Here is a 17694-nt window from a genome sequence, read left to right as displayed (position 1 = left end):
TTCGACTGTACGGGCGGGGTCTGACAATCGGCCCCGGCGACCGGCCGGGGCGGCGGCTCACGGGACGGTGCGCGAGACGACGTAGATCATCGGGAAGTTCGGGTCGGCCGTGTTCACCACCAGGTCCTGGGTGGGCGCCGGGTTCTTCTGCTTGTGGGTCAGGCCCGACCAGGGTCCGGGGCCGGTGAACTTCCAGCCGGAGATCTTCTGGTCGCGGGAGCTGATGCTGATGTCGTTCTTCTTGAGGGCGTCCCGGTTGAGGCCCATGCCCTCCAGGAAGCTGTCCAGGCCGGCGCTGTTGGTGCGGAACTGGACGTAGAGACGGCTGGTCTTCCAGTTGTTCGTCTCGTAGTACGCGATCCGGTCGGCCGGGTGCGGGACCGGCACCTGGTAGAGGCGCCGCTGCACCTTCGACGGCCAGCCCGCGGTGAGGCCGGTCGCCGAGTACTTGGACTCCTTGTCCTTGCCGCTGCTTCGGCTCTGGGCGGCGGAGATCACCAGGTAGCCGGCCGGTACGCCGATGAGCAGCACGATGATCAGCAACGTGAGCGCCCGGCGCCTGGCCTTGTGCCGCGGGGTCTCCGGCGGGCGGCGCGGTTCCTCCGGGGACGCGGCCTGGCGGGGCAGCGAAGCGGTCATGCGGTGTCCCGGGTACGGCGGGCCTCCGCGAACCGCTCGTAGCGCTCGTACCGCTCGACCCGGCGCCGCTTGGCGCGCCGGAACCGGCGGGCGACCAGGCGGGCGAGGTCGGCGGCCCCGACCATGCCGGCCTCCGGGCCGAGCTGGGCGCGCGCGATCCGGGCCTCCGGGCGGTAGCCGCGGCCGGTCAGCTGGCGCTTGAACGCGTCCCGCGCGGGGCCGATGAGCAGGTCGTCGGCGGCGCTGACGCCACCGCCGATCACGAAGCAGGACGGGTCGAGGGCCGCGGCGAGGTTGGCGATGCCGACGCCGAGCCACTGGCCGATGTCCTGGAGGAGTTCGACGCACATCGCGTCGCCCTCGCGGGCCAGCTCGGTGATCATCGGGCCGGTGATCTCGTTGATGTTGCCCTTGACGTGCTCGATGATCCCGTACGCCACCGGGGAGTCGGCGGCGGCCAGCTCCTTGGCCTCGCGGACCAGCGCGTTGCCCGAGCTGTACTGCTCCCAGCAGCCGCGGTTGCCGCACGGGCAGCGGTGTCCGCCGGGCACCACCTGCATGTGGCCGAACTCGCCGGCGACGCCGTACTTGCCGCGCTTGACCTGGCCGTCCTCCAGGATCGCGCCGCCGATGCCGGTGCCGAGCGTGATCATGACGAGGTGGTCCTCGCCGCGGCCGGCGCCGAAGCGCCACTCCGCCCAGGCGGCGGTGTTGGCGTCGTTGTCGACGAGGACGGGGACCGAGAGCCGGCCGGAGAGGCGGTCGCGCAGCGGTTCGTTCCGCCAGGACAGGTGGGGGGCGAACAGCACGCGGTTGCGGTCGGCGTCCACCCAGCCGGCGGCGCCGATGCCGACGGCGTGCACGTCGTGCCGGTCGGACAGGTCCAGGACCAGTTCGACGATCGTGTCCTCGACGACCTTCGGGCTCTTGGACTTGTCCGGGGTCTCCGTGCGGAGCTTCTCCAGGATGTTGCCGTCGGCGTCCACGACGCCCGCCATGACCTTGGTGCCGCCGATGTCGATGCCGACGGTGGGGACACGGGGGGCCGTCAGGTGGGACCGGCGCTCCCGGGTACCGACGGTTCGCAGAACCGGGGCTCGGCGGGAGCCGATGGGGGCGGTGAGGTCGCGGTAGGTGCTCATCGGGCTCGATTGTGCCGTACGCGTGCGGGGAGTGCTGTTCGGGGGACATAAGGAAGGCTGCGGCGCCGTTGCCGAGTGCGGGTCGTGCGTGGCTGGTCGCGCCTGCGCGCCGGAGCCGCACATGTCACAGCCCCGCGCCCCTTTTCATGGGCGTTGCGGTGCCCCTCTTCGACCAGCGCGAACGAGCACCGTCACATTGTCAGGACATTGCGACCGGATCGGTGCCGTCCTCAGGATCGCACGAGCAGCTGGAACTCGAAGGAGTAACGGGTCGGCCGGTAGATGTGGTCGCCGAACTCGACGGCGCGGCCGGTGTCGTCGTAGGTGGTGCGCTGCATGGTGAGCAGCGGGGCGCCTTCCGGCTCGGCGAGCCGCTCGGCCTCGGCCGGCGTGGCGCCGCGCGCGCCGATGGACTGGCGGGCGCTGTGCAGGGTGATCCCGGCGGCCCGCATGAGCCGGTACAGGCCGGTCGCCTCCAGCTGGACGGTGTCCAGGCCGAGCAGGCCGGGCGGCAGGTAGTTGGTCAGGTACGCCATCGGCTCGCCGTGCGCCAGCCGCAGCCGCTCGATCCGGTGCACCTCGGTGTCCTCGGCGACGCCGAGCGCGGCCGCGACCTCGGCCGACGCCGGGACCACGGTGTTGACCAGCACGTTCGTCGCGGGACGCTGGCCGGCAGACTCCAGGTCGTCGTAGAGGCTGCTGAGTTCCAGCGGGCGTTTGACCTGGCTGTGCACGACCTGGGTGCCGACGCCCCGGCGGCGGACGAGGAGGCCCTTGTCGACCAGGGACTGGATGGCCTGGCGGACGGTCGGGCGGGACAGGCCGAGCCGTGCGGCGAGCTCGATCTCGTTGCCCAGCAGGCTGCCGGGGGTGAGCGAGCCGTGCTCGATGGCCGCTTCCAGCTGCTGGGCGAGCTGGAAGTACAACGGGACCGGGGAGCTCCGGTCCACACTGAGGTCGAGCGTCACGGTCGGGTCCACATCTGGTTTCGGCACGGGGCCGAGCGTATCCCCGTGACGGGTTGACGGGAAGTTGTGTAGTTCGATTGTCCGGACATACGGATTGACAGCGCGCGGGGTGCACCAGCACCGTGTTTCCATGCGCATCGGGGTCATCGGGACGGGCCGCATCGGCACCATTCACGCGAACACGCTCAGCCGTAATCGCGAGGTCGGATCGCTGATCCTCACGGACGTGGATCCCCAGCGGGCCCAGGACCTGGCGCACCGGCTCGGAGAGACGGCGGCCCCCGGCACGGACGAGATCTTCAAGTGGGGTGTGGACGCGGTGGTGATCACCGCCGCCACCTCGGCCCACGCCGACCTGATCGGCCGGGCGGCCCGCTCCGGGCTGCCGGTCTTCTGCGAGAAGCCGATCGCCCTCGACCTGCCGGGCACGCTGTCCGCCCTGGCGGAGGTGGAGAAGGCCGGCACGGCGCTGCAGATGGGCTTCCAGCGCCGCTTCGACAAGGGGTACATCGGGGCCCGGGAGGCGGTGCGCTCGGGCCGGCTCGGGCGGCTGCACACGGTCCGGGCGCTGACCTCCGACCAGTCCCCGCCTGCGCCTGAGTGGCTGCCGCTGTCCGGCGGGCTGTTCCGGGACGCCCTGATCCACGACTTCGACGTGCTGCGCTGGGTGACCGGCCGCGAGGTGGTGGACGTGTACGCGACCGGTTCGGACGCGGGGCCCGCGATGTTCCGCGAGGCGGGGGACGTCGACACGGGCGCGGCGGTGCTCACTCTGGACGACGGCACGCTGGCCACGGCGACGGCGACCCGGCTGAACGGCGCCGGATACGACGTGCGGATGGAGCTGGCCGGCGAGCTGGACACCGTGGTGGTCGGCCTGGACGACCGTACGCCGGTGGCCTCCACCGAGCCGACCGGGCCGCCGCCCGCGGACAAGCCGTGGCCCGGCTTCCTGGAGCGGTTCGGACCCGCCTACGAGGCCGAGCTGTGCGCCTTCGTCGACGTGGTGCGGGGCACGCTGGCCAACCCCTGTGACGGGCGCGAGGCGCTGCAGGCGCTGCGGATCGCGGAGGCCTGCGAGATCTCCCGGCGCGAGCGCAGGCCGGTGGCGCTCGCGGAGATCCCGGACCGGCCGGCCTGACCGCCGGCCCGGACCGGCCGGACCGGCCCCGCGCGGTCGGCCCGGGAAGGCGTGGACCGCGGCTACCAGCGCACCGGGAGGCTGCGCACCCCTCGCATGAGGGTGCCCGGCAGCCACTCCCCGTGCGGGCCGTCCAGGGCGAGGTCCGGGGCGCGCTCCAGGAGGGTGCGCAGGGCGGTCCGGCCCTCCAGGCGGGCCAGGGGTGCGCCCAGGCAGTAGTGGATGCCGTGGCCGAAGGCGAGATGGCCGCGGTGGTCGCGGCGGATGTCGAAGCGGTCGGGCTCGGGATAGCGGTCCGCGTCGCGGCCGGCGCCGACGAGGCTGATCATCACGGGGTCGCCCCGGTCGATGGCGGTACCCGCGATCTCCAGGGGCTCGGCGGCGTACCGGTACGTGGCGTTCTCCACCGGGCCCTCCCAGCGCAGGGTCTCCTCGACCGCGCCGTCCAGGAGGCTCATGTCGGCGCGCAGCGCGGCGAGTTGGTCCGGGTGGGTGAGCAGGGCGAGGACGCCGTTGCCGATGAGGTTGACGGTGGTCTCGTGGCCGGCGATCAGCAGCACGTAGGCCATCCCGCGCAGTTCGCCGGCGGAGAGCCGGTCGCCGTCCTCGGCGGTGGTGCGGATCAGGTCGCTGAGCAGGTCGTCGCTCGGTCCCGCGCACCGCTTGTCCTCGATGAGCTCGGCGAGATAGCCGGCGAGCTCGACGAACGCGTCGTACTCGCTGCTCGGGCGGCTGGACGCGACCACCTCGTGGGAGAGCTTGCGGAACCGGGCGCGGTCCAGCTCGGGGACCCCGAGCAGTTCGCTGATCACCGTGAGCGGCAGCGGGTAGGCGAGGGCGTCGATGAGGTCGGCGCGGCCGCGCGGGAGCATCTCGTCGAGGAGCCGGTCGGTGATCTCCTGGATTCTCGGGGCCAGTGCGGCCACCCGGCGGGCGGTGAACGCGCGCGTGATCAGGCCGCGCAGCCTGGTGTGCTGAGGCGGGTCGGTGACCAGCAGGTACTTGCCGATCAGCTCCTCGTCGACGAACTGGAAGCCGGCCTTCTCGGTGTCCTTCGCCAGCCTGGCGTCGGCGAGCGCGGTGCGCGCCTCCTCGTAGCCCACGATCAGCCAGGTCTCGTGGTACTCGCCGGGCAGGGGCCAGCGCACCCGGTGCACCGGGCCGCGTTCGCGCAGCCGCGCGTACACGGTGTGCGGGTCCGTGCGCAGATCCTCGCCGTACTCGCCGAGGTCGATCATCTCCATGCTGTGCTCCCCCTTCGAGAGGCCCCGAGGCCGGTCCCGTACCCGGTGAACGGACGGGCCGTCCCACAGGTGCCCTGTTCGTGGGTCTTGGCGGAGGCGACGCTCATGAAGAGTCCGGTGGCGATCTCGGCGTTGGCGGGGCCGCGGCCGGCCGCGACGGCGACCTCGCGCTCGCGGTCGTTGAGGGCGGCGAGCCGGTCACGCGCGCGCCTGCCGGATACCGACCCGGGCGCCGGCCGCGTGCCGCATCAGCTGCCGGGTCACGGCCGGCGCGGGCGGTACGCCGGGGCCGTCGGCCGGCCGGACCGGCGTCGGGGCCGAGTTCATGGATCACGGCGGAGGGGCAGAGCCTGCGCCACGCGCGCGTGCGGGCGCGCGGACGGCGTGGAGACACCAGGCGGTCGGTTAACTCCGCGAAAACTCATCGGACTTGACGGGAAATTCCGCAGAGTTGTCATTGACATGCCACACTCTACGCGCGTCATCATGGAGCCATGAGATTCCCCCCACGAATCACCCGCATCGGCGCCGCCGGCGCCCTCCTGTCCGCCCTCCTCGTCGGTGGCACCGTCACCGTCACCACGGCGGACGCCGCTGCCAGTTCGGTCGGCAGCATCTGCTACGGCGACCTGCCGTCGCAGGCGTACGACACGCTGGACCTGATCGCGTCGGACGGCCCCTTCCCGTACTCGCAGGACGGGACCGTCTTCCGCAACCAGGAGGGCCTCCTGCCCGGTGAACCGTCCGGGTACTACCACGAGTACACGGTGATCACGCCCGGCTCCTCCACGCGCGGCGCACGCCGCATCATCACCGGCGAGGAGAGCCAGGAGGACTACTACACCGCCGATCACTACGCCTCGTTCGACCTGATCGACTTCGACTGCTGAGGCCCGGCGCCGAGCCCCTCGCACCGTGCACCCCACGGCACGGAGCGGGGGCCCGGCAGACCGGCCGCCGGCCGGTCGAGCGCGGGTCCGCTCGCAGGTCAGGGTGGCGGTACGGCGGCGCGGTTCGCGGTGCCGTCACGGCGTGAGGATCACCTTTCCGGCGACCGTGCCGGACTCGGCGAGCCGCATCGCCTCCGCGACCCGGGCGAGCGGCAACCGGGCGGCGATCGGCGCGTCGATGTCGCCCCGCCGCAGCGCGTCGAGGACTTCGGTGAGGTCGGCGCGGAGCCGGGCACGGAAGCTGTCCTTCTTCCTGGCTCCGGCCCACACGTTGAAGAAGGAGGCGTGCCGCCCGTTGGGCAGCGCGTCCCAGAGCATCAGCCGGCCGACCGTCTTGAGCACCGGCCACATCTTGGAGCCCCCGACGTCGCGGGTGGATGCGGAGCCGTAGGAGACGAGGGTGCCACCGGGGGCCAGCAGCCGCCAGGAGTCGATGACGCTGCGGCCACCGACGTGGTCGAAGACGGCGTCCACACCGCCGGGGGCGATCTCGCGCACGCGGGCCGGGACGTTCCCGGACCGGTAGTCGATCGGGGTCACGCCCCGCTCCCGCAGGCCGGCGTGATGGCGGGGCGAGGCCGTGCCGATCACCTTCACCCCGGCGAGCCTGGCGAGCTGGACCAGGATGGAGCCGACACCGCCGTTGGCGCCGTGCACCAGGATGGTCTGGCCGGCCTTGACGCACGCCGTGCGGTGCAGCATCTGCCAGGCCGTGATCCCGTTGATGACGAGGGTCTCCGCCTCGGCCGCGCCGACCCCGTCCGGCACCGGGACCGCGTCCGCCGCGTCCACGACGACATGGCTGGCCCAGCCGCCGACCTTGACCAGTGCGGCGACCCGGGTTCCGGCCAGGTCCGGGTCGACGCCCGGGCCCGTGGCGCGGACGGTACCGACCAGGTCGTAGCCGGGCGAGAAGGGGAACGGCGGCTGGTCGAAGTACTTGCCCCGGCGCATCTGCTGCTCCGCGAAGGAGACGCCGGTCGCCTCCATCCGGATCACGACCTGGCCGGGCCCGGGGACCGGGACCGCCCCGTGACGGATCAGCAGCCCTTCCGGCTCGACCTTGCCCGGCAGAACGACCTGGGTGAGTTGTTCGGCGCTCACGGCGACCTCCTACATCCCGGATGAGTTAGCTGGCTGGCATCGCTTCTGCGAGAGGCTCTAACGAAGATGAGACCAGCAAACCGCGATATCGTCAAGCAATAGTGACAGTATATAACTGAAGTGCGGGATCGCAGGCGCCGCACGCCACGGAACAGCCCCGCCGGCAGTTGCCGGCGGGGCTGGAGAGTCTCGTCAGGGCGACGCGCGCCCGACGGCCGTCAGCGGAGCTGGAAGGCGTCGGCCAGGAGGGCCGTCTGCACGTCGAGAAGGGTGGCGGGGCTGTGGCCCATCCCCGTGAACTGGCCCGCGGTCTCCAGGCCCACCGTGCCGTGCAGCAGCGGCCAGGCCATGATGGCGCCGGTCAGCGCCACCGCCGCCGCCGGATCGGTGGCGGGCAGACGCGTCCACTGCCGCACCCACGCGGTCACGTCCGGCTCGTCGCGCAGCCAGATCTGGAACTCCGCCAGCAGCGGGTCCAGGCCGGCCAGCGGCCGGCCCTCGGCGAACACGGGCAGGAACGGCCCGAGGACCGACCGGGCCTTCAGCACGGTCTCCGGTGGCGCCGTGAAGCCCGCCACCGGGGTGCCCTGGAGGAGCAGGTACAGATGCGGATGCGTCACCGACCACGCGCGGTATCCCCTGGTCAGCGCGAACAGTGCCGCGCGCCCTCCGCCGTCGGTGTCCACCGCGTCAACTGCCTCGGCCGCCGCCGTGTAGGCGTCCAGGACCAGTTCGGCCAGCAGGTCGTCGCGGCTGGCGTAGTAGCGGTAGAGCGCGGGACCCGACATCCCGATCTCCTTGGCGATCCGCAGCAGCGCCACACCTTCGATGCCGCCGGCGGCGAGCTGGCGGACAGCCACTTCCTTGATCTCCGAGCGGGTCTGTTCCCGGTACCGCTCGCGCGGACTGCGCACCTGGCCTGCCATGACCGGTCCTCCTGCGGCTCACACCGGGGTGCCCGGCACTCCGGCTCCGACCCTTCCGGGTCGCCATCTGTCCTTGCAGGCGTTTCACTCTATCGCTTGTGCGACAGATACCCGCCGGCTCTCGCCAGGACGGCAGCGACAGCGACAGCGACAGCGACAGCGACCCAGCATGCGGCCAGCGGGCCCGGCACCGCCGCTAGGCGTTCGCCTCGGCGATGTACGAGCCGTACTCGGGGCGGCCCGCGGTGTCGTAGGACTGGATGGACACGCCCGCCGCGGTGACCCGGCCCGCGGTGTGCCGGAACTTCGTCGGCTCGGCGCCCTCCTGGAAGAAGCGGCGGCCCGAGCCCAGGACGACGGGGAAGGTCACCAGGTGGAGGGTGTCGAGGAGGCCGAGGTCCAGCAGGGAGCGGACCAGCGCGCCGCTGCCGTGCACCTGGAGCTCGCCGTCGGTGCGCTCCCTGAGGGCCGTGACCTCCTTGGCGAGGTCGCCGGCGAGGACCGTGGTGCCGGACCACGCGGGGTCGGTCAGGGTCGCGGACGGGACGTACTTCGGGAGCGCGTTGAGCTTGGCCGCGATCAGGTTGCCGGGTTCGGTGATCCTCGGCCAGTAGGAGGCGAAGATGTCGTACGTACGGCGGCCGAGCAGGAAGGCACCCGCCCGCTCGAAGACCTCGGTGACGAACCTGCCGAAGTCCTCGTCGCCGTACCGGAAGCTCCAGCCGCCGTGCGTGAAGCCGCCGCTGGGGTCCTCCTCGGGGCCGCCGGGCGCCTGGTAGACGCCGTCGAGGGTGACGAACATGGTGGAGACGAGCTTGCCCATGAGAGGTGCCTGCTTCCCGGGGTGGGGCCGGTTGTCGTCAGCTGAGACCCCCGCGGCGGCCGCGACTCATCGGTCGGCCGGCCTCCGGTGTGCGCTCACCCCGCGTTCGTCGAGAACAGTCCGCCCGTCGGGCCCTGCTTGTCGCCGCCCTGGGCCTTCTTCAGGGCGTTGGCGAGGCTCTCGATGGTGAGGGACTGCAGGATCACCCGGCCGTTGCCCTCCAGGGTGGCCAGGGAGAGGCCCTCGCCGCCGAAGACCGCGTTCATGATGCCCTGGCGGTTGAGGCCGCCGACGCGCTGGACGCCGTACTGGATGCCCTCCTCGAAGGCGACGACGCAGCCCGTGTCGACCTCGATACGGCCGCCGAAGTCCGCGGGGTTGAGGTCGATGAAGTTGCCCGCGCCGGCGATGATCACCGTGCCGTGGCCGGTGAACTTCTCCAGGATGAAGCCCTCGCCGCCGCTCATGCCGGTGCGGCCGCCCCGGAAGGCGATGCCGAACTCGACGGTGGACTCGGCCGCCACGAACGCGTCCTTCTCGGCGAACCAGGCACGCCGGCCGTCGAGCTCCAGGGCGCGCATCTCGCCGGGCAGCACACCGGCGAAGCCGACAGTGCCCTCCCCGCCCTGGGAGGTGAAGTACTGGAACGCCAGCGACTCGCCGGCGATCATGCGCTGGCCGACCTGCATGGCGGTGCCCATGGCCTGGCGCAGCATGCCGCCCATGCCGCCACCGCCGCCCTGCGGCTGGCCGCCGTTGCCCGACGGGCCGCTCAGCCGGGTGTCCATGGTCACGTTCGTCGTCTTGAACAGGAACTTGCCGGCCTCGCAGTAGACGGTCTGGCCGGGGCGCAGGTTGACGATCGCCATCTGCATGGCGTTGCCGACGATTTCTTGCTGAAGAGTCACGGCAGAAGAACGTAGTCGACGCTCCGGCGGTTCCCTGGCCCGCCCACCCTGCTCGCGGGCGGGCACGCATGAGGGGTCAGGACAGTTCGCGGTGCCTTGTGGTCAGGGCCGCTGTTCCCGCCCCGGTCGGCGTTGCGAACAGGCGGAGCCGGGAGATGCCGCCGTCCGGGTAGATGTCCACGCGCGCGTGCGTGCCCACGGCGGGGTCCGGCAGCACGAAACGGTGGTTCGTGTCGGGCTGGAGCCGGGTGCGCGGGAGGATCTCGTGCCAGTCGCCGTCCTCGCCGTCCCGCACCGACACCGACGCCCAGCCCGCGCTGTTGCCCTTCAGGTACGCCGTGTCGATCTCGACCGCGCGGATCTGGGACTGGGCGGCGAGCCGGTAGCGGATCCAGTCGTTGCCCTGGTCGCGGCGGCGGCGCGTCTCCCAGCCGTCGTCCATCTTGCGGGAGCGGCCCGGCTGGATGGTGTTGGTGGCAGGCGAGTAGAAGAGGTCGGACGCGTCCTCGACCTGGCCGCCGTTCTCCAGAGCGGCCACGTCGAAGGTGCCGAGCACGGCGAGCCACTCGGGGTCGGGGACGACCTCGCCGTACACGCGCAGGCGCGCGATGCCGCCGTCGGGGTGCTGGTTGACGCGCAGGTGGGTGAAGCGCTGTTCCAGGGAGACCGCGAAGCCGTTCGCCGCGTGGCCGCCGACGGGCGTGCGCGGGACGAGGGTCGTCCACTTCACGTCGTCGCCGAGCAGTTCCTCGGGGGACGGCGAGCCGGCGACCGACGTGCCCTCGACCGACACCGCCTGGGGGTAGTTGCCACGGAAGTGGGCCGTGTCGACGACGATCCCGCGGACGACCCCGGGAGCGCCGAGGCGCACCAGTGCCCAGTCGTGGTCCTCGGCGGTGGGCCAGGGCCGGCCGGCCGAGATCCCGCGGCGGCGGCGCGTCTCCCAGCCGTCCATGATCTTGCCCTTGTGCCCGAAGCGCTCGGGGTCGAACTCGGCCCGTCCCGGCACCAGCAGGTTCTCCCGCTGGGCGAAGAACTCGTCGTTGGCGGCGATGACCCCGGCCCCGAGCCGCCGGTCGGCGAGGTCGGCGTACCGGGTGAAGGGGAAGGCGGCGGTGCGGTAGTCGGCGTACGGGTCGCCGCCGGAGTAGGGGTGCGCGTCGCCGGTGAAGGTCGGGATCGCCGTCAAAGAAGTGCTTCCTTCCGGGTGTCGGCCGTTGCGGGTACGGGAGACGAGGCGGTCAGGGGGCAGGGGTGAGGAGGCGGCCCCGCGGGGGCGTGAACTCGCCGTTCGCGACGATGCGTTCGCCGTGCAGCCAGGTGGACTTCACGACGCCGTACAGGGTCTTGCCGGCGTACGCGGTGACCCGGTTGCGGTGCTGCAGCCCCGCCGGGTCCACGGTGAAGGTCTCGTCGGGCGCGAGGACGGCGAAGTCGGCGTCCCGGCCCGCCGCGATGGCGCCCTTGCGGTCGTCGAGGCCGACGAGCGCGGCCGTACGGGCCGACATCCAGCGGACCACGTCCTCAAGACCGTGGCCGCGCTCACGGGCTTCTGTCCATACGGCGGCGAGGCTGAGCTGGAGGCCGGAGATGCCGCCCCAGGCGGTCGCGAAGTCGGCGGTCTTCAGGTCGGCCGTGGCCGGCGAGTGGTCGGTGACGACGCAGTCGACGGTGCCGTCGGCCAGCGCCTGCCAGAGCAGGTCCTGGTTGGCCGCCTCCCGGATGGGCGGGCAGCACTTGAACTCGCTGGCACCGTCCGGGACCTCCTCGGCGGTGAGGGTGAGGTAGTGCGGGCAGGTCTCGACGGTGAGGCGGACGCCGTCCGCCTTGGCCGCCGCGATCAGCGGCAGCGCGTCGGACGAGGACAGGTGCAGGACGTGCACGCGCGCGTCCAGGCGCCTGGCCTGGGCGATCAGCTGGGCGATCGCCGTGTTCTCCGCGTCGCGCGGGCGGGAGGCGAGGAAGTCCTCGTACTTGGGGCCGCCCCGGTGCGGGGCGGCTTCCAGGTGGTGCGGGTCCTCGGCGTGCACGATCAGCAGGCCGTCGAAGGAGGCGATCTCCGCCAGCGACCGCGCCAGCCGCTCCTGGTCGAGGTGCGGGAACTCGTCCACGCCGGACGGCGACAGGAACGCCTTGAAGCCGAAGACCCCGGCCTCGTGCAGCGGGCGCAGGTCCTTGACGTTGTCGGGCAGCGCGCCGCCCCAGAAGCCGACGTCGATGTGCGCCTTGTCCGCCGCGACCTGCCGCTTGACGCGCAGGTGCTCGACGGTCGTGGTCGGCGGGAGGGAGTTGAGCGGCATGTCGACCAGGGTGGTGATGCCGCCGGCCGCCGCCGCGCGGGTGGCGGTCCAGAAGCCCTCCCACTCGGTGCGGCCGGGATCGTTCACGTGGACGTGGGTGTCGACCAGGCCGGGCAGCAGGATGTCGTCGCCGAAGTCCTCCCGGCGGGCGCCCGCCGGGACGGGGGCGTCGTACGGCAGTACGGCCGTGATCGTCCCGGCGGACACGGCGACCGAGGCGGCCCGCGTCCCCTCCGGGGTGATGACGCGCGTCGAGCGCAGCACCAGTTCAGCCTCGGACATCCGGACCCCTCTCTCCGCCGCCCAATTCAACGTTCTGTTGAAGGAGTCTTCACTCCCGCTCCGGCGCCGTCAAGGGCACACTGCTTCTCGGGGGCCCCGCGTGCGGTCACTCTGGACGTTTCCACAAAGCGGAATTACGATTCCGACAAGCAGAACGTAGCCAGCTACGACCAGGGAGTCAACCGACTGCCGGGTAGGCTTCTGCCCTTCCCGCCAGTCCCGAAAGGAACGCGCCGTGCCGACGTCCCGCGCCAGCACCACCGACTCCGCCAAGTCCAGCGGCGGCGGGGTCCAGTCCCTTGAGCGCGCCTTCGATCTGCTGGAGCGGATGGCGGACGCGGGCGGCGAGGTGGGCCTCAGTGAGCTGTCCGCGAGCAGCGGGCTGCCGTTGCCGACGATCCACCGGCTGATGCGCACGCTGGTCTCCTGCGGCTATGTGCGGCAGCAGCCGAACCGGCGGTACGCCCTCGGGCCCCGGCTGATCCGGCTCGGCGAGTCGGCGTCCCGGCTGCTCGGCACCTGGGCGCGGCCGTACCTCGCGCGACTGGTCGAGGAGACCGGGGAGACGGCGAACATGGCCTTGCTCGACGGCGACGAGATCGTGTACGTGGCGCAGGTGCCGTCGAAGCATTCGATGAGGATGTTCACGGAGGTGGGGCGGCGGGTGCTGCCGCATTCCACGGGGGTGGGGAAGGCGTTGCTGGCGAACGTGCCGGATGCCGAGGTGCGGGCGCTGCTGGGGCGGACCGGGATGCCGGCGGCGACCGAGCGGACGATCACCACTGCGGAGGGGTTCCTGGCCGCCCTCGCGGAGGTGCGGGAGCTCGGGTACGCCGTGGACGACAACGAGCAGGAGGTGGGGGTGCGCTGCCTGGCGGTGTCCGTGCCGGACTCGCCCACCGCGGCGGCCATTTCGATCTCCGGGCCTGCGGGGCGGGTGACCGAGGCGGCCGTCGAGAAGATCGTGCCGGTGCTGCAGCAGGTGGCTGTCGAGTTGTCCCGGGCGTTGGTGAGTTCGGGGGCCTGAGGGGCAGCGTCGGCAGGAGCGGGTGCGGGTGCGGGTGCGTGGGGGCTGGCCGCGCCCACGCGGCGCAGCCGCACATCAATACCGCCCCGCGCCCCTGGGTTGGTGGCCTTGGGGGCGTTTCAACGTCTCGGTTCGCCGAACAGGTCCACCGCCTGACGTACGTCCGACAGGCCCCGCGACAGCGCGCTCACCGAGCCGATCGCGCCCGCGATCAGTAACAGCGACCGGCGCAGGCGCGGAATCTCCGAGATGCCGCCCGTCGTCATCGCCGCCAGGGCCGCCAGTTCGTCCTCGGCTATCACGCGGTCCGGGAACTCGGCCGGATGCGCGGCCAGTTCGCGGCGCAGCCGGGAGACCGCCGTGCGCAGTTCCGTCACCCTCGGATCCTCGTCGCTGCCGGTCACTGGCCTCTGTCCCAAGCTCCGCAACACAGCTCTCCCCCCTCGCCAGGCGCCCCAGGACAGCGGTCGGGCGCCCGGGGACGCGGGTCAGTAAACGCCCTCCCGTACGGAAAGCGCTACAGCGCGGACCGAATTTCAGCCCTGGGGAACCGGCCGCCCGCTCCCGCGTCGGGTATGCAGGACGCATGACGTACACGCATGACCGGATCGCCGGGCTGCTGCTCGCCGCCGGCGGCGGCAGACGGCTCGGCGGGCGCCCCAAGGCGCTGCTGACGCACCGGGGGCGGCCACTGGTGGAGTACGCGGTCGAGGCGCTGCGCACGGGCGGCTGCGGGCCGGTGCACGTGGTCCTGGGGGCCGCGGCGGACGACGTGCGGATGCGGGCCCGACTCGGCGGCTGCGTGGTCGTGGAGAACCCGGACTGGGCCGCGGGCATGGGGTCCTCACTGCGGGTGGGACTTGAGTCGCTCGCCGGGGCGGGGGTACGGGCAGCCCTGGTGTCGCTGGTGGATCAGCCGGGGATCGGGGCGGCGGCCGTCGCGCGGGTCGTCGCCGGCTTCCGGGACGAGTCGTCGCTGGTGTCGGCCGCGTACGACGGAGTGCGCGGCCATCCCGTCCTCTTCGGCTCGGCCCACTGGGCGGGGATCGCGGCGAGCGCGACCGGGGACCGGGGCGCCCGCGCCTATCTCAAGGCCCACGAGGACGCGATCACGCTCGTCGAGTGCGGGGATGTGGCCGAGCCGTACGACATCGACACGGAAGCGGACCTGAGCCACCTTGAGTGAACGGGATGGCACGGAGCGCCACGGTGGCTCGACTCGGAGAATCTCGACATCAACAAACCATTGAACTTCCACAATGAGGAAACTAGTATCCACTGTTCAGAAGCGCCCGGCCCCTGACCGGGCCTGCTTCGCTCCACCCGGAACGACTGGCACCCGGTGCCACCGCTGAAGGAAGTGACAGCTCATGTCCGCACCAGCGCCGTCTCCGCTGGCCATCGTCGACGCCGAGCCCCTGCCCCGGCAGGAGGAGGTCCTCACCGACGCGGCGCTCGCCTTCGTGGCCGAGCTGCACCGGCGGTTCTCGCCGCGCCGCGCCGAACTCCTCGCCCGCCGTGCCGAGCGCCGCGCCGAGATCGCCCGCACCTCGACCCTGGACTTCCTCCCGGAGACCGCCGCCGTCCGCGCGGACGACTCCTGGCGGGTGGCCCCCTCCCCCGCGGCCCTGAACGACCGGCGGGTCGAGATCACCGGTCCGACCGACCGCAAGATGACCATCAACGCCCTCAACTCGGGCGCCCGGATCTGGCTGGCGGACTTCGAGGACGCCTCCGCGCCGACCTGGGAGAACGTCGTCCTCGGCCAGCTGAACCTGATCGACGCCTACACCCGGAACATCGACTTCACGGACCCGGCGAGCGGCAAGTCGTACGCCCTGCGCCCCGACGAGGAGCTCGCGACGGTCGTGATGCGGCCGCGCGGCTGGCACCTGAACGAGCGGCACGTCGAGGTCGACGGCGAGCAGGTGCCCGGCGCCTTCGTCGACTTCGGGCTCTACTTCTTCCACAACGCCCAGCGGCTGCTGGACCTCGGCAAGGGACCGTACTTCTACCTCCCGAAGACCGAGTCGCACCTCGAAGCCCGGCTCTGGAACGACGTGTTCGTCTTCGCACAGGACTACGTGGGCATCCCGCAGGGCACCGTCCGCGCCACCGTGCTGATCGAGACGATCACGGCCGCGTACGAGATGGAGGAGATCCTCTACGAACTCCGCGACCACGCCTCGGGGCTGAACGCCGGGCGCTGGGACTACCTGTTCTCCATCGTGAAGAACTTCCGTGACGGCGGGCCCAGGTTCGTCCTCCCGGACCGCAACGCGGTGACCATGACGGCCCCGTTCATGCGGGCGTACACCGAACTCCTCGTCCGTACCTGCCACAAGCGTGGCGCGCACGCGATCGGCGGTATGGCGGCCTTCATCCCGTCCCGCCGGGACGCCGAGGTCAACAAGGTCGCCTTCGAGAAGGTCCGCGCCGACAAGGACCGCGAGGCGGACGACGGTTTCGACGGCTCCTGGGTCGCCCACCCCGACCTGGTCCCGATCGCCCTGGAGTCCTTCGACCGGGTCCTCGGCGACAAGCCCAACCAGAAGGACCGGCTGCGCGAGGACGTCCACGTCGAGGCCGCCGACCTGATCGCGATCGACTCGCTGGCGGCCAGGCCGACCTACCCGGGCCTGGTCAACGCCGTCCAGGTGGGCATCCGTTACATCGAGGCATGGCTGCGCGGGCTCGGCGCGGTGGCCATCTTCAACCTCATGGAGGACGCGGCCACCGCCGAGATCTCCCGTTCGCAGATCTGGCAGTGGATCAACGCGGGCGTCGAGTTCGAGAACGGCGAGAAGGCCACGCCGGAGCTGGCCCGCAAGGTCGCCGCCGAGGAACTCGCCGCGATCCGCGCGGAGATCGGCGAGGAGGCCTTCGCGGCCGGCCACTGGCAGCAGGCCCACGACCTGCTGCTCACCGTCGCCCTCGACGAGAACTACGCGGACTTCCTGACACTGCCGGCGTACCAGCAGCTCAGGGGCTGATCCTTCAGGACGCGGGCTTGTCCGAGTGGCCCAGGGACTTCCCCGGGGCCACTCGGTCACGGACGGCCTGCTTGACGGCCGTGGGCTCGGGGAAGCCCTGCTCGCGCCGGTCCCACACGACCTCGTCACCGACCCGTACGACGAAGACGCCGCCCTTGCCCGGCTTCAGCGCCAGCTCCGTCAGCTCGGTCTCGAAGGTGGTCAGCAGCTCCTGCGCCAGCCAGGCCGCCCGCGGCAGCCAGCGGCACTGGGTGCAGTACTCGATCTCGACGCGCCGGCTGTCACTCGTCACTTCGCTCATCCGAGATGCACCGACCAGTCCTGTCGGGCCGCAGGTCTGCCGTGCAGGTCGGGTACCCGCTTCAGCCAGTCCGGGCGTCCCTGCCGGGTCCTGGCCGCGCGGGCGGCCTCCTCGTCCGCGAGCTGGTCGCGGGTCGGGAAGTCGGTGGGGAGCCACTCGGTGGAGGCCCGCACCCGGGCCAGCAGATAGCCGACGTAGGCCTCGCGCATCTCGTCGGGCGTGCCGAAGTCGGTGAGCCAGGCGTCCGGGACCTCGGCGAGGATGTCCCGGAGCAGCTTCTCGGTCACCCTGGGCGCGAGTTCGGCGTCGGCGGCCCGGGTGTCGGGGGCGTACCGGCCGAGGGCGTGGTGCCGGAAGTCGTACGCCTTGCCGGGGACCGAGGTGCCCCAGCGGTGGTGGAAGACGAGGGCGGCGCCGTGGTCGATGAGCCACAGGCGCGGGGGTGCGATGCCGAAGGTCGGCCAGACCATGAGGTTGGAGCTGTGGACCGTCCGGTCGACGTTGACGGTGAGCGCGTCCAGCCAGACGATCCGGCCCGCCTCCGAGGGATCCACCGGGAAGACGTCGGCGATCTGCGGGGTGAAGTCCTCCGCACCGGGCAGGAAGTCCATCCCGAGGTTGACCCCGCCACTGGCCGCGTGCAGGTCGCGGACCTCCTGGTGCGGCTCGGCGTCGGCGATCGCCGGGTCGAAGTGGACCAGGACCAGCTCGGGGAAGCGCAGCCCCAGCGCCCGTGCCAGCTCCCCCACGATCACCTCGGCGACCAGCGCCTTGCGGCCCTGCGCGGATCCGGTGAACTTGACGACGTACGTCCCCAGGTCGTCGGCCTCGACGATGCCGGGCACGGAGCCGCCGGAACGAAGGGGCTCGACATAGCGGGCAGCGGTGACCTCTCTCAGCATCTCGCCTCATATTCCACAGTCAGCTCCCAGCGCTCCGTCATCGA

18 protein-coding genes and 1 pseudogene are annotated in these 17694 nt (G+C 71.9%); 5 read left to right on the top strand and 14 right to left on the bottom strand.

Annotation, left to right across the window (positions count from 1 at the left end; genetic code table 11):
- Positions 1-57 precede the first annotated feature (57 nt).
- The 3 genes from OHB00_RS39410 to OHB00_RS39400 form a co-directional block, all read right to left on the bottom strand.
- Positions 58-639 carry a sugar kinase gene (locus OHB00_RS39410; RefSeq protein WP_406442244.1) on the bottom strand — a complete coding sequence of 194 codons (582 nt, stop codon included), beginning with the start codon at positions 637-639 and terminating at the stop codon, positions 58-60.
- Positions 636-1781 (bottom strand): ROK family glucokinase, encoded by a 1146-nt coding sequence (locus OHB00_RS39405; RefSeq protein WP_351499697.1) that lies wholly within the window; start codon positions 1779-1781, stop codon positions 636-638. The genes OHB00_RS39410 and OHB00_RS39405 overlap by 4 nt, the downstream gene beginning before the upstream one ends.
- A gap of 230 nt (positions 1782-2011) precedes the next feature.
- Complete coding sequence (locus OHB00_RS39400) at positions 2012-2749, bottom strand: GntR family transcriptional regulator (RefSeq protein WP_406446171.1); 738 nt, start codon at positions 2747-2749, stop codon at positions 2012-2014.
- A 130-nt stretch (positions 2750-2879) separates the two neighbouring features.
- Between OHB00_RS39400 and OHB00_RS39395 the strand changes: the two genes are divergently transcribed.
- Positions 2880-3890 (top strand): Gfo/Idh/MocA family oxidoreductase, encoded by a 1011-nt coding sequence (locus OHB00_RS39395; RefSeq protein WP_406442242.1) that lies wholly within the window; start codon positions 2880-2882, stop codon positions 3888-3890.
- A gap of 62 nt (positions 3891-3952) precedes the next feature.
- On the opposite strand, the gene OHB00_RS39390 is transcribed toward OHB00_RS39395, so the two are convergent.
- Positions 3953-5128: a cytochrome P450 gene (locus OHB00_RS39390; protein WP_406446170.1), complete on the bottom strand. Its 1176-nt coding sequence runs from the start codon at positions 5126-5128 to the stop codon at positions 3953-3955.
- A gap of 86 nt (positions 5129-5214) precedes the next feature.
- Positions 5215-5407 (bottom strand): annotated as a pseudogene (locus tag OHB00_RS39385) (DNA-binding response regulator); the annotation flags it as partial.
- A gap of 221 nt (positions 5408-5628) precedes the next feature.
- Here OHB00_RS39385 and OHB00_RS39380 point away from each other — a divergent pair.
- A complete protein-coding gene (locus OHB00_RS39380) occupies positions 5629-6024 on the top strand; it encodes a ribonuclease domain-containing protein (RefSeq protein WP_406442240.1) in 396 nt (131 codons plus the stop codon).
- A gap of 135 nt (positions 6025-6159) precedes the next feature.
- Here OHB00_RS39380 and OHB00_RS39375 read toward each other — a convergent pair whose 3' ends face one another.
- The 6 genes from OHB00_RS39375 to allB form a co-directional block, all read right to left on the bottom strand.
- A complete protein-coding gene (locus OHB00_RS39375) occupies positions 6160-7188 on the bottom strand; it encodes a medium chain dehydrogenase/reductase family protein (RefSeq protein WP_406442239.1) in 1029 nt (342 codons plus the stop codon).
- Between the two features lie 218 nt (positions 7189-7406).
- Positions 7407-8114 (bottom strand): TetR/AcrR family transcriptional regulator, encoded by a 708-nt coding sequence (locus tag OHB00_RS39370; protein WP_406442237.1) that lies wholly within the window; start codon positions 8112-8114, stop codon positions 7407-7409.
- A gap of 196 nt (positions 8115-8310) precedes the next feature.
- Positions 8311-8937: a dihydrofolate reductase family protein gene (locus OHB00_RS39365; RefSeq protein ID WP_406442235.1), complete on the bottom strand. Its 627-nt coding sequence runs from the start codon at positions 8935-8937 to the stop codon at positions 8311-8313.
- Between the two features lie 95 nt (positions 8938-9032).
- Positions 9033-9845, bottom strand: coding sequence for an AIM24 family protein (locus OHB00_RS39360; protein WP_406442233.1), 813 nt, complete (start codon positions 9843-9845; stop codon positions 9033-9035).
- Between the two features lie 76 nt (positions 9846-9921).
- Entirely contained in the window at positions 9922-11034 is a 1113-nt protein-coding gene (gene alc / locus OHB00_RS39355) for an allantoicase (protein WP_406442231.1), read from the bottom strand.
- Between the two features lie 52 nt (positions 11035-11086).
- Positions 11087-12427, bottom strand: a complete 1341-nt coding sequence (gene allB, locus OHB00_RS39350; RefSeq protein ID WP_406442229.1) for an allantoinase AllB — start codon at positions 12425-12427, stop codon at positions 11087-11089.
- Between the two features lie 235 nt (positions 12428-12662).
- Between allB and OHB00_RS39345 the strand changes: the two genes are divergently transcribed.
- Positions 12663-13454, top strand: a complete 792-nt coding sequence (locus OHB00_RS39345) for an IclR family transcriptional regulator (protein ID WP_406442227.1) — start codon at positions 12663-12665, stop codon at positions 13452-13454.
- A gap of 119 nt (positions 13455-13573) precedes the next feature.
- Here the strand turns inward: OHB00_RS39345 and OHB00_RS39340 are convergent, their stop codons facing one another.
- Complete coding sequence (locus tag OHB00_RS39340) at positions 13574-13885, bottom strand: DUF5955 family protein (protein WP_406442225.1); 312 nt, start codon at positions 13883-13885, stop codon at positions 13574-13576.
- 155 nt (positions 13886-14040) lie between these two features.
- Here OHB00_RS39340 and OHB00_RS39335 point away from each other — a divergent pair, with 155 nt between their 5' ends.
- Both OHB00_RS39335 and aceB read left to right on the top strand, forming a co-directional pair.
- Complete coding sequence (locus OHB00_RS39335; RefSeq protein ID WP_406442223.1) at positions 14041-14640, top strand: NTP transferase domain-containing protein; 600 nt, start codon at positions 14041-14043, stop codon at positions 14638-14640.
- Between the two features lie 184 nt (positions 14641-14824).
- Complete coding sequence (gene aceB, locus OHB00_RS39330) at positions 14825-16447, top strand: malate synthase A (protein ID WP_406442221.1); 1623 nt, start codon at positions 14825-14827, stop codon at positions 16445-16447.
- Between the two features lie 4 nt (positions 16448-16451).
- Here aceB and OHB00_RS39325 read toward each other — a convergent pair whose 3' ends face one another.
- Entirely contained in the window at positions 16452-16748 is a 297-nt protein-coding gene (locus OHB00_RS39325; protein ID WP_406442219.1) for a SelT/SelW/SelH family protein, read from the bottom strand.
- Positions 16745-17650, bottom strand: coding sequence for a HipA family kinase (locus tag OHB00_RS39320; protein WP_406442217.1), 906 nt, complete (start codon positions 17648-17650; stop codon positions 16745-16747). The genes OHB00_RS39325 and OHB00_RS39320 overlap by 4 nt, the downstream gene beginning before the upstream one ends.
- Positions 17651-17694 lie beyond the last annotated feature (44 nt).

Source organism: Streptomyces sp. NBC_00631, assembly GCF_045206895.1.
In the GTDB taxonomy this organism is placed as follows: domain Bacteria; phylum Actinomycetota; class Actinomycetes; order Streptomycetales; family Streptomycetaceae; genus Streptomyces.
Note: the sequence above shows the minus strand (reverse complement) of the source record. Positions and strands in the feature narration are given on the sequence as shown.

Excerpts from the sequence above, each read along its gene's own strand:
- OHB00_RS39410 (WP_406442244.1), bottom strand. The coding sequence starts at position 639 with ATGACCGCTTCGCTGCCCCGCCAGGCCGCGTCCCCGGAGGAACCGCGC.
- OHB00_RS39320 (WP_406442217.1), bottom strand. The coding sequence starts at position 17,650 with ATGCTGAGAGAGGTCACCGCTGCCCGCTATGTCGAGCCCCTTCGTTCC.
- OHB00_RS39390 (WP_406446170.1), bottom strand. The coding sequence starts at position 5,128 with ATGATCGACCTCGGCGAGTACGGCGAGGATCTGCGCACGGACCCGCAC.
- OHB00_RS39405 (WP_351499697.1), bottom strand. The coding sequence starts at position 1,781 with ATGAGCACCTACCGCGACCTCACCGCCCCCATCGGCTCCCGCCGAGCC.
- aceB (WP_406442221.1), top strand. The coding sequence starts at position 14,825 with ATGTCCGCACCAGCGCCGTCTCCGCTGGCCATCGTCGACGCCGAGCCC.
- OHB00_RS39325 (WP_406442219.1), bottom strand. The coding sequence starts at position 16,748 with ATGAGCGAAGTGACGAGTGACAGCCGGCGCGTCGAGATCGAGTACTGC.
- OHB00_RS39370 (WP_406442237.1), bottom strand. The coding sequence starts at position 8,114 with ATGGCAGGCCAGGTGCGCAGTCCGCGCGAGCGGTACCGGGAACAGACC.
- OHB00_RS39365 (WP_406442235.1), bottom strand. The coding sequence starts at position 8,937 with ATGGGCAAGCTCGTCTCCACCATGTTCGTCACCCTCGACGGCGTCTAC.
- OHB00_RS39380 (WP_406442240.1), top strand. The coding sequence starts at position 5,629 with ATGAGATTCCCCCCACGAATCACCCGCATCGGCGCCGCCGGCGCCCTC.
- OHB00_RS39395 (WP_406442242.1), top strand. The coding sequence starts at position 2,880 with ATGCGCATCGGGGTCATCGGGACGGGCCGCATCGGCACCATTCACGCG.
- allB (WP_406442229.1), bottom strand. The coding sequence starts at position 12,427 with ATGTCCGAGGCTGAACTGGTGCTGCGCTCGACGCGCGTCATCACCCCG.
- OHB00_RS39335 (WP_406442223.1), top strand. The coding sequence starts at position 14,041 with ATGACGTACACGCATGACCGGATCGCCGGGCTGCTGCTCGCCGCCGGC.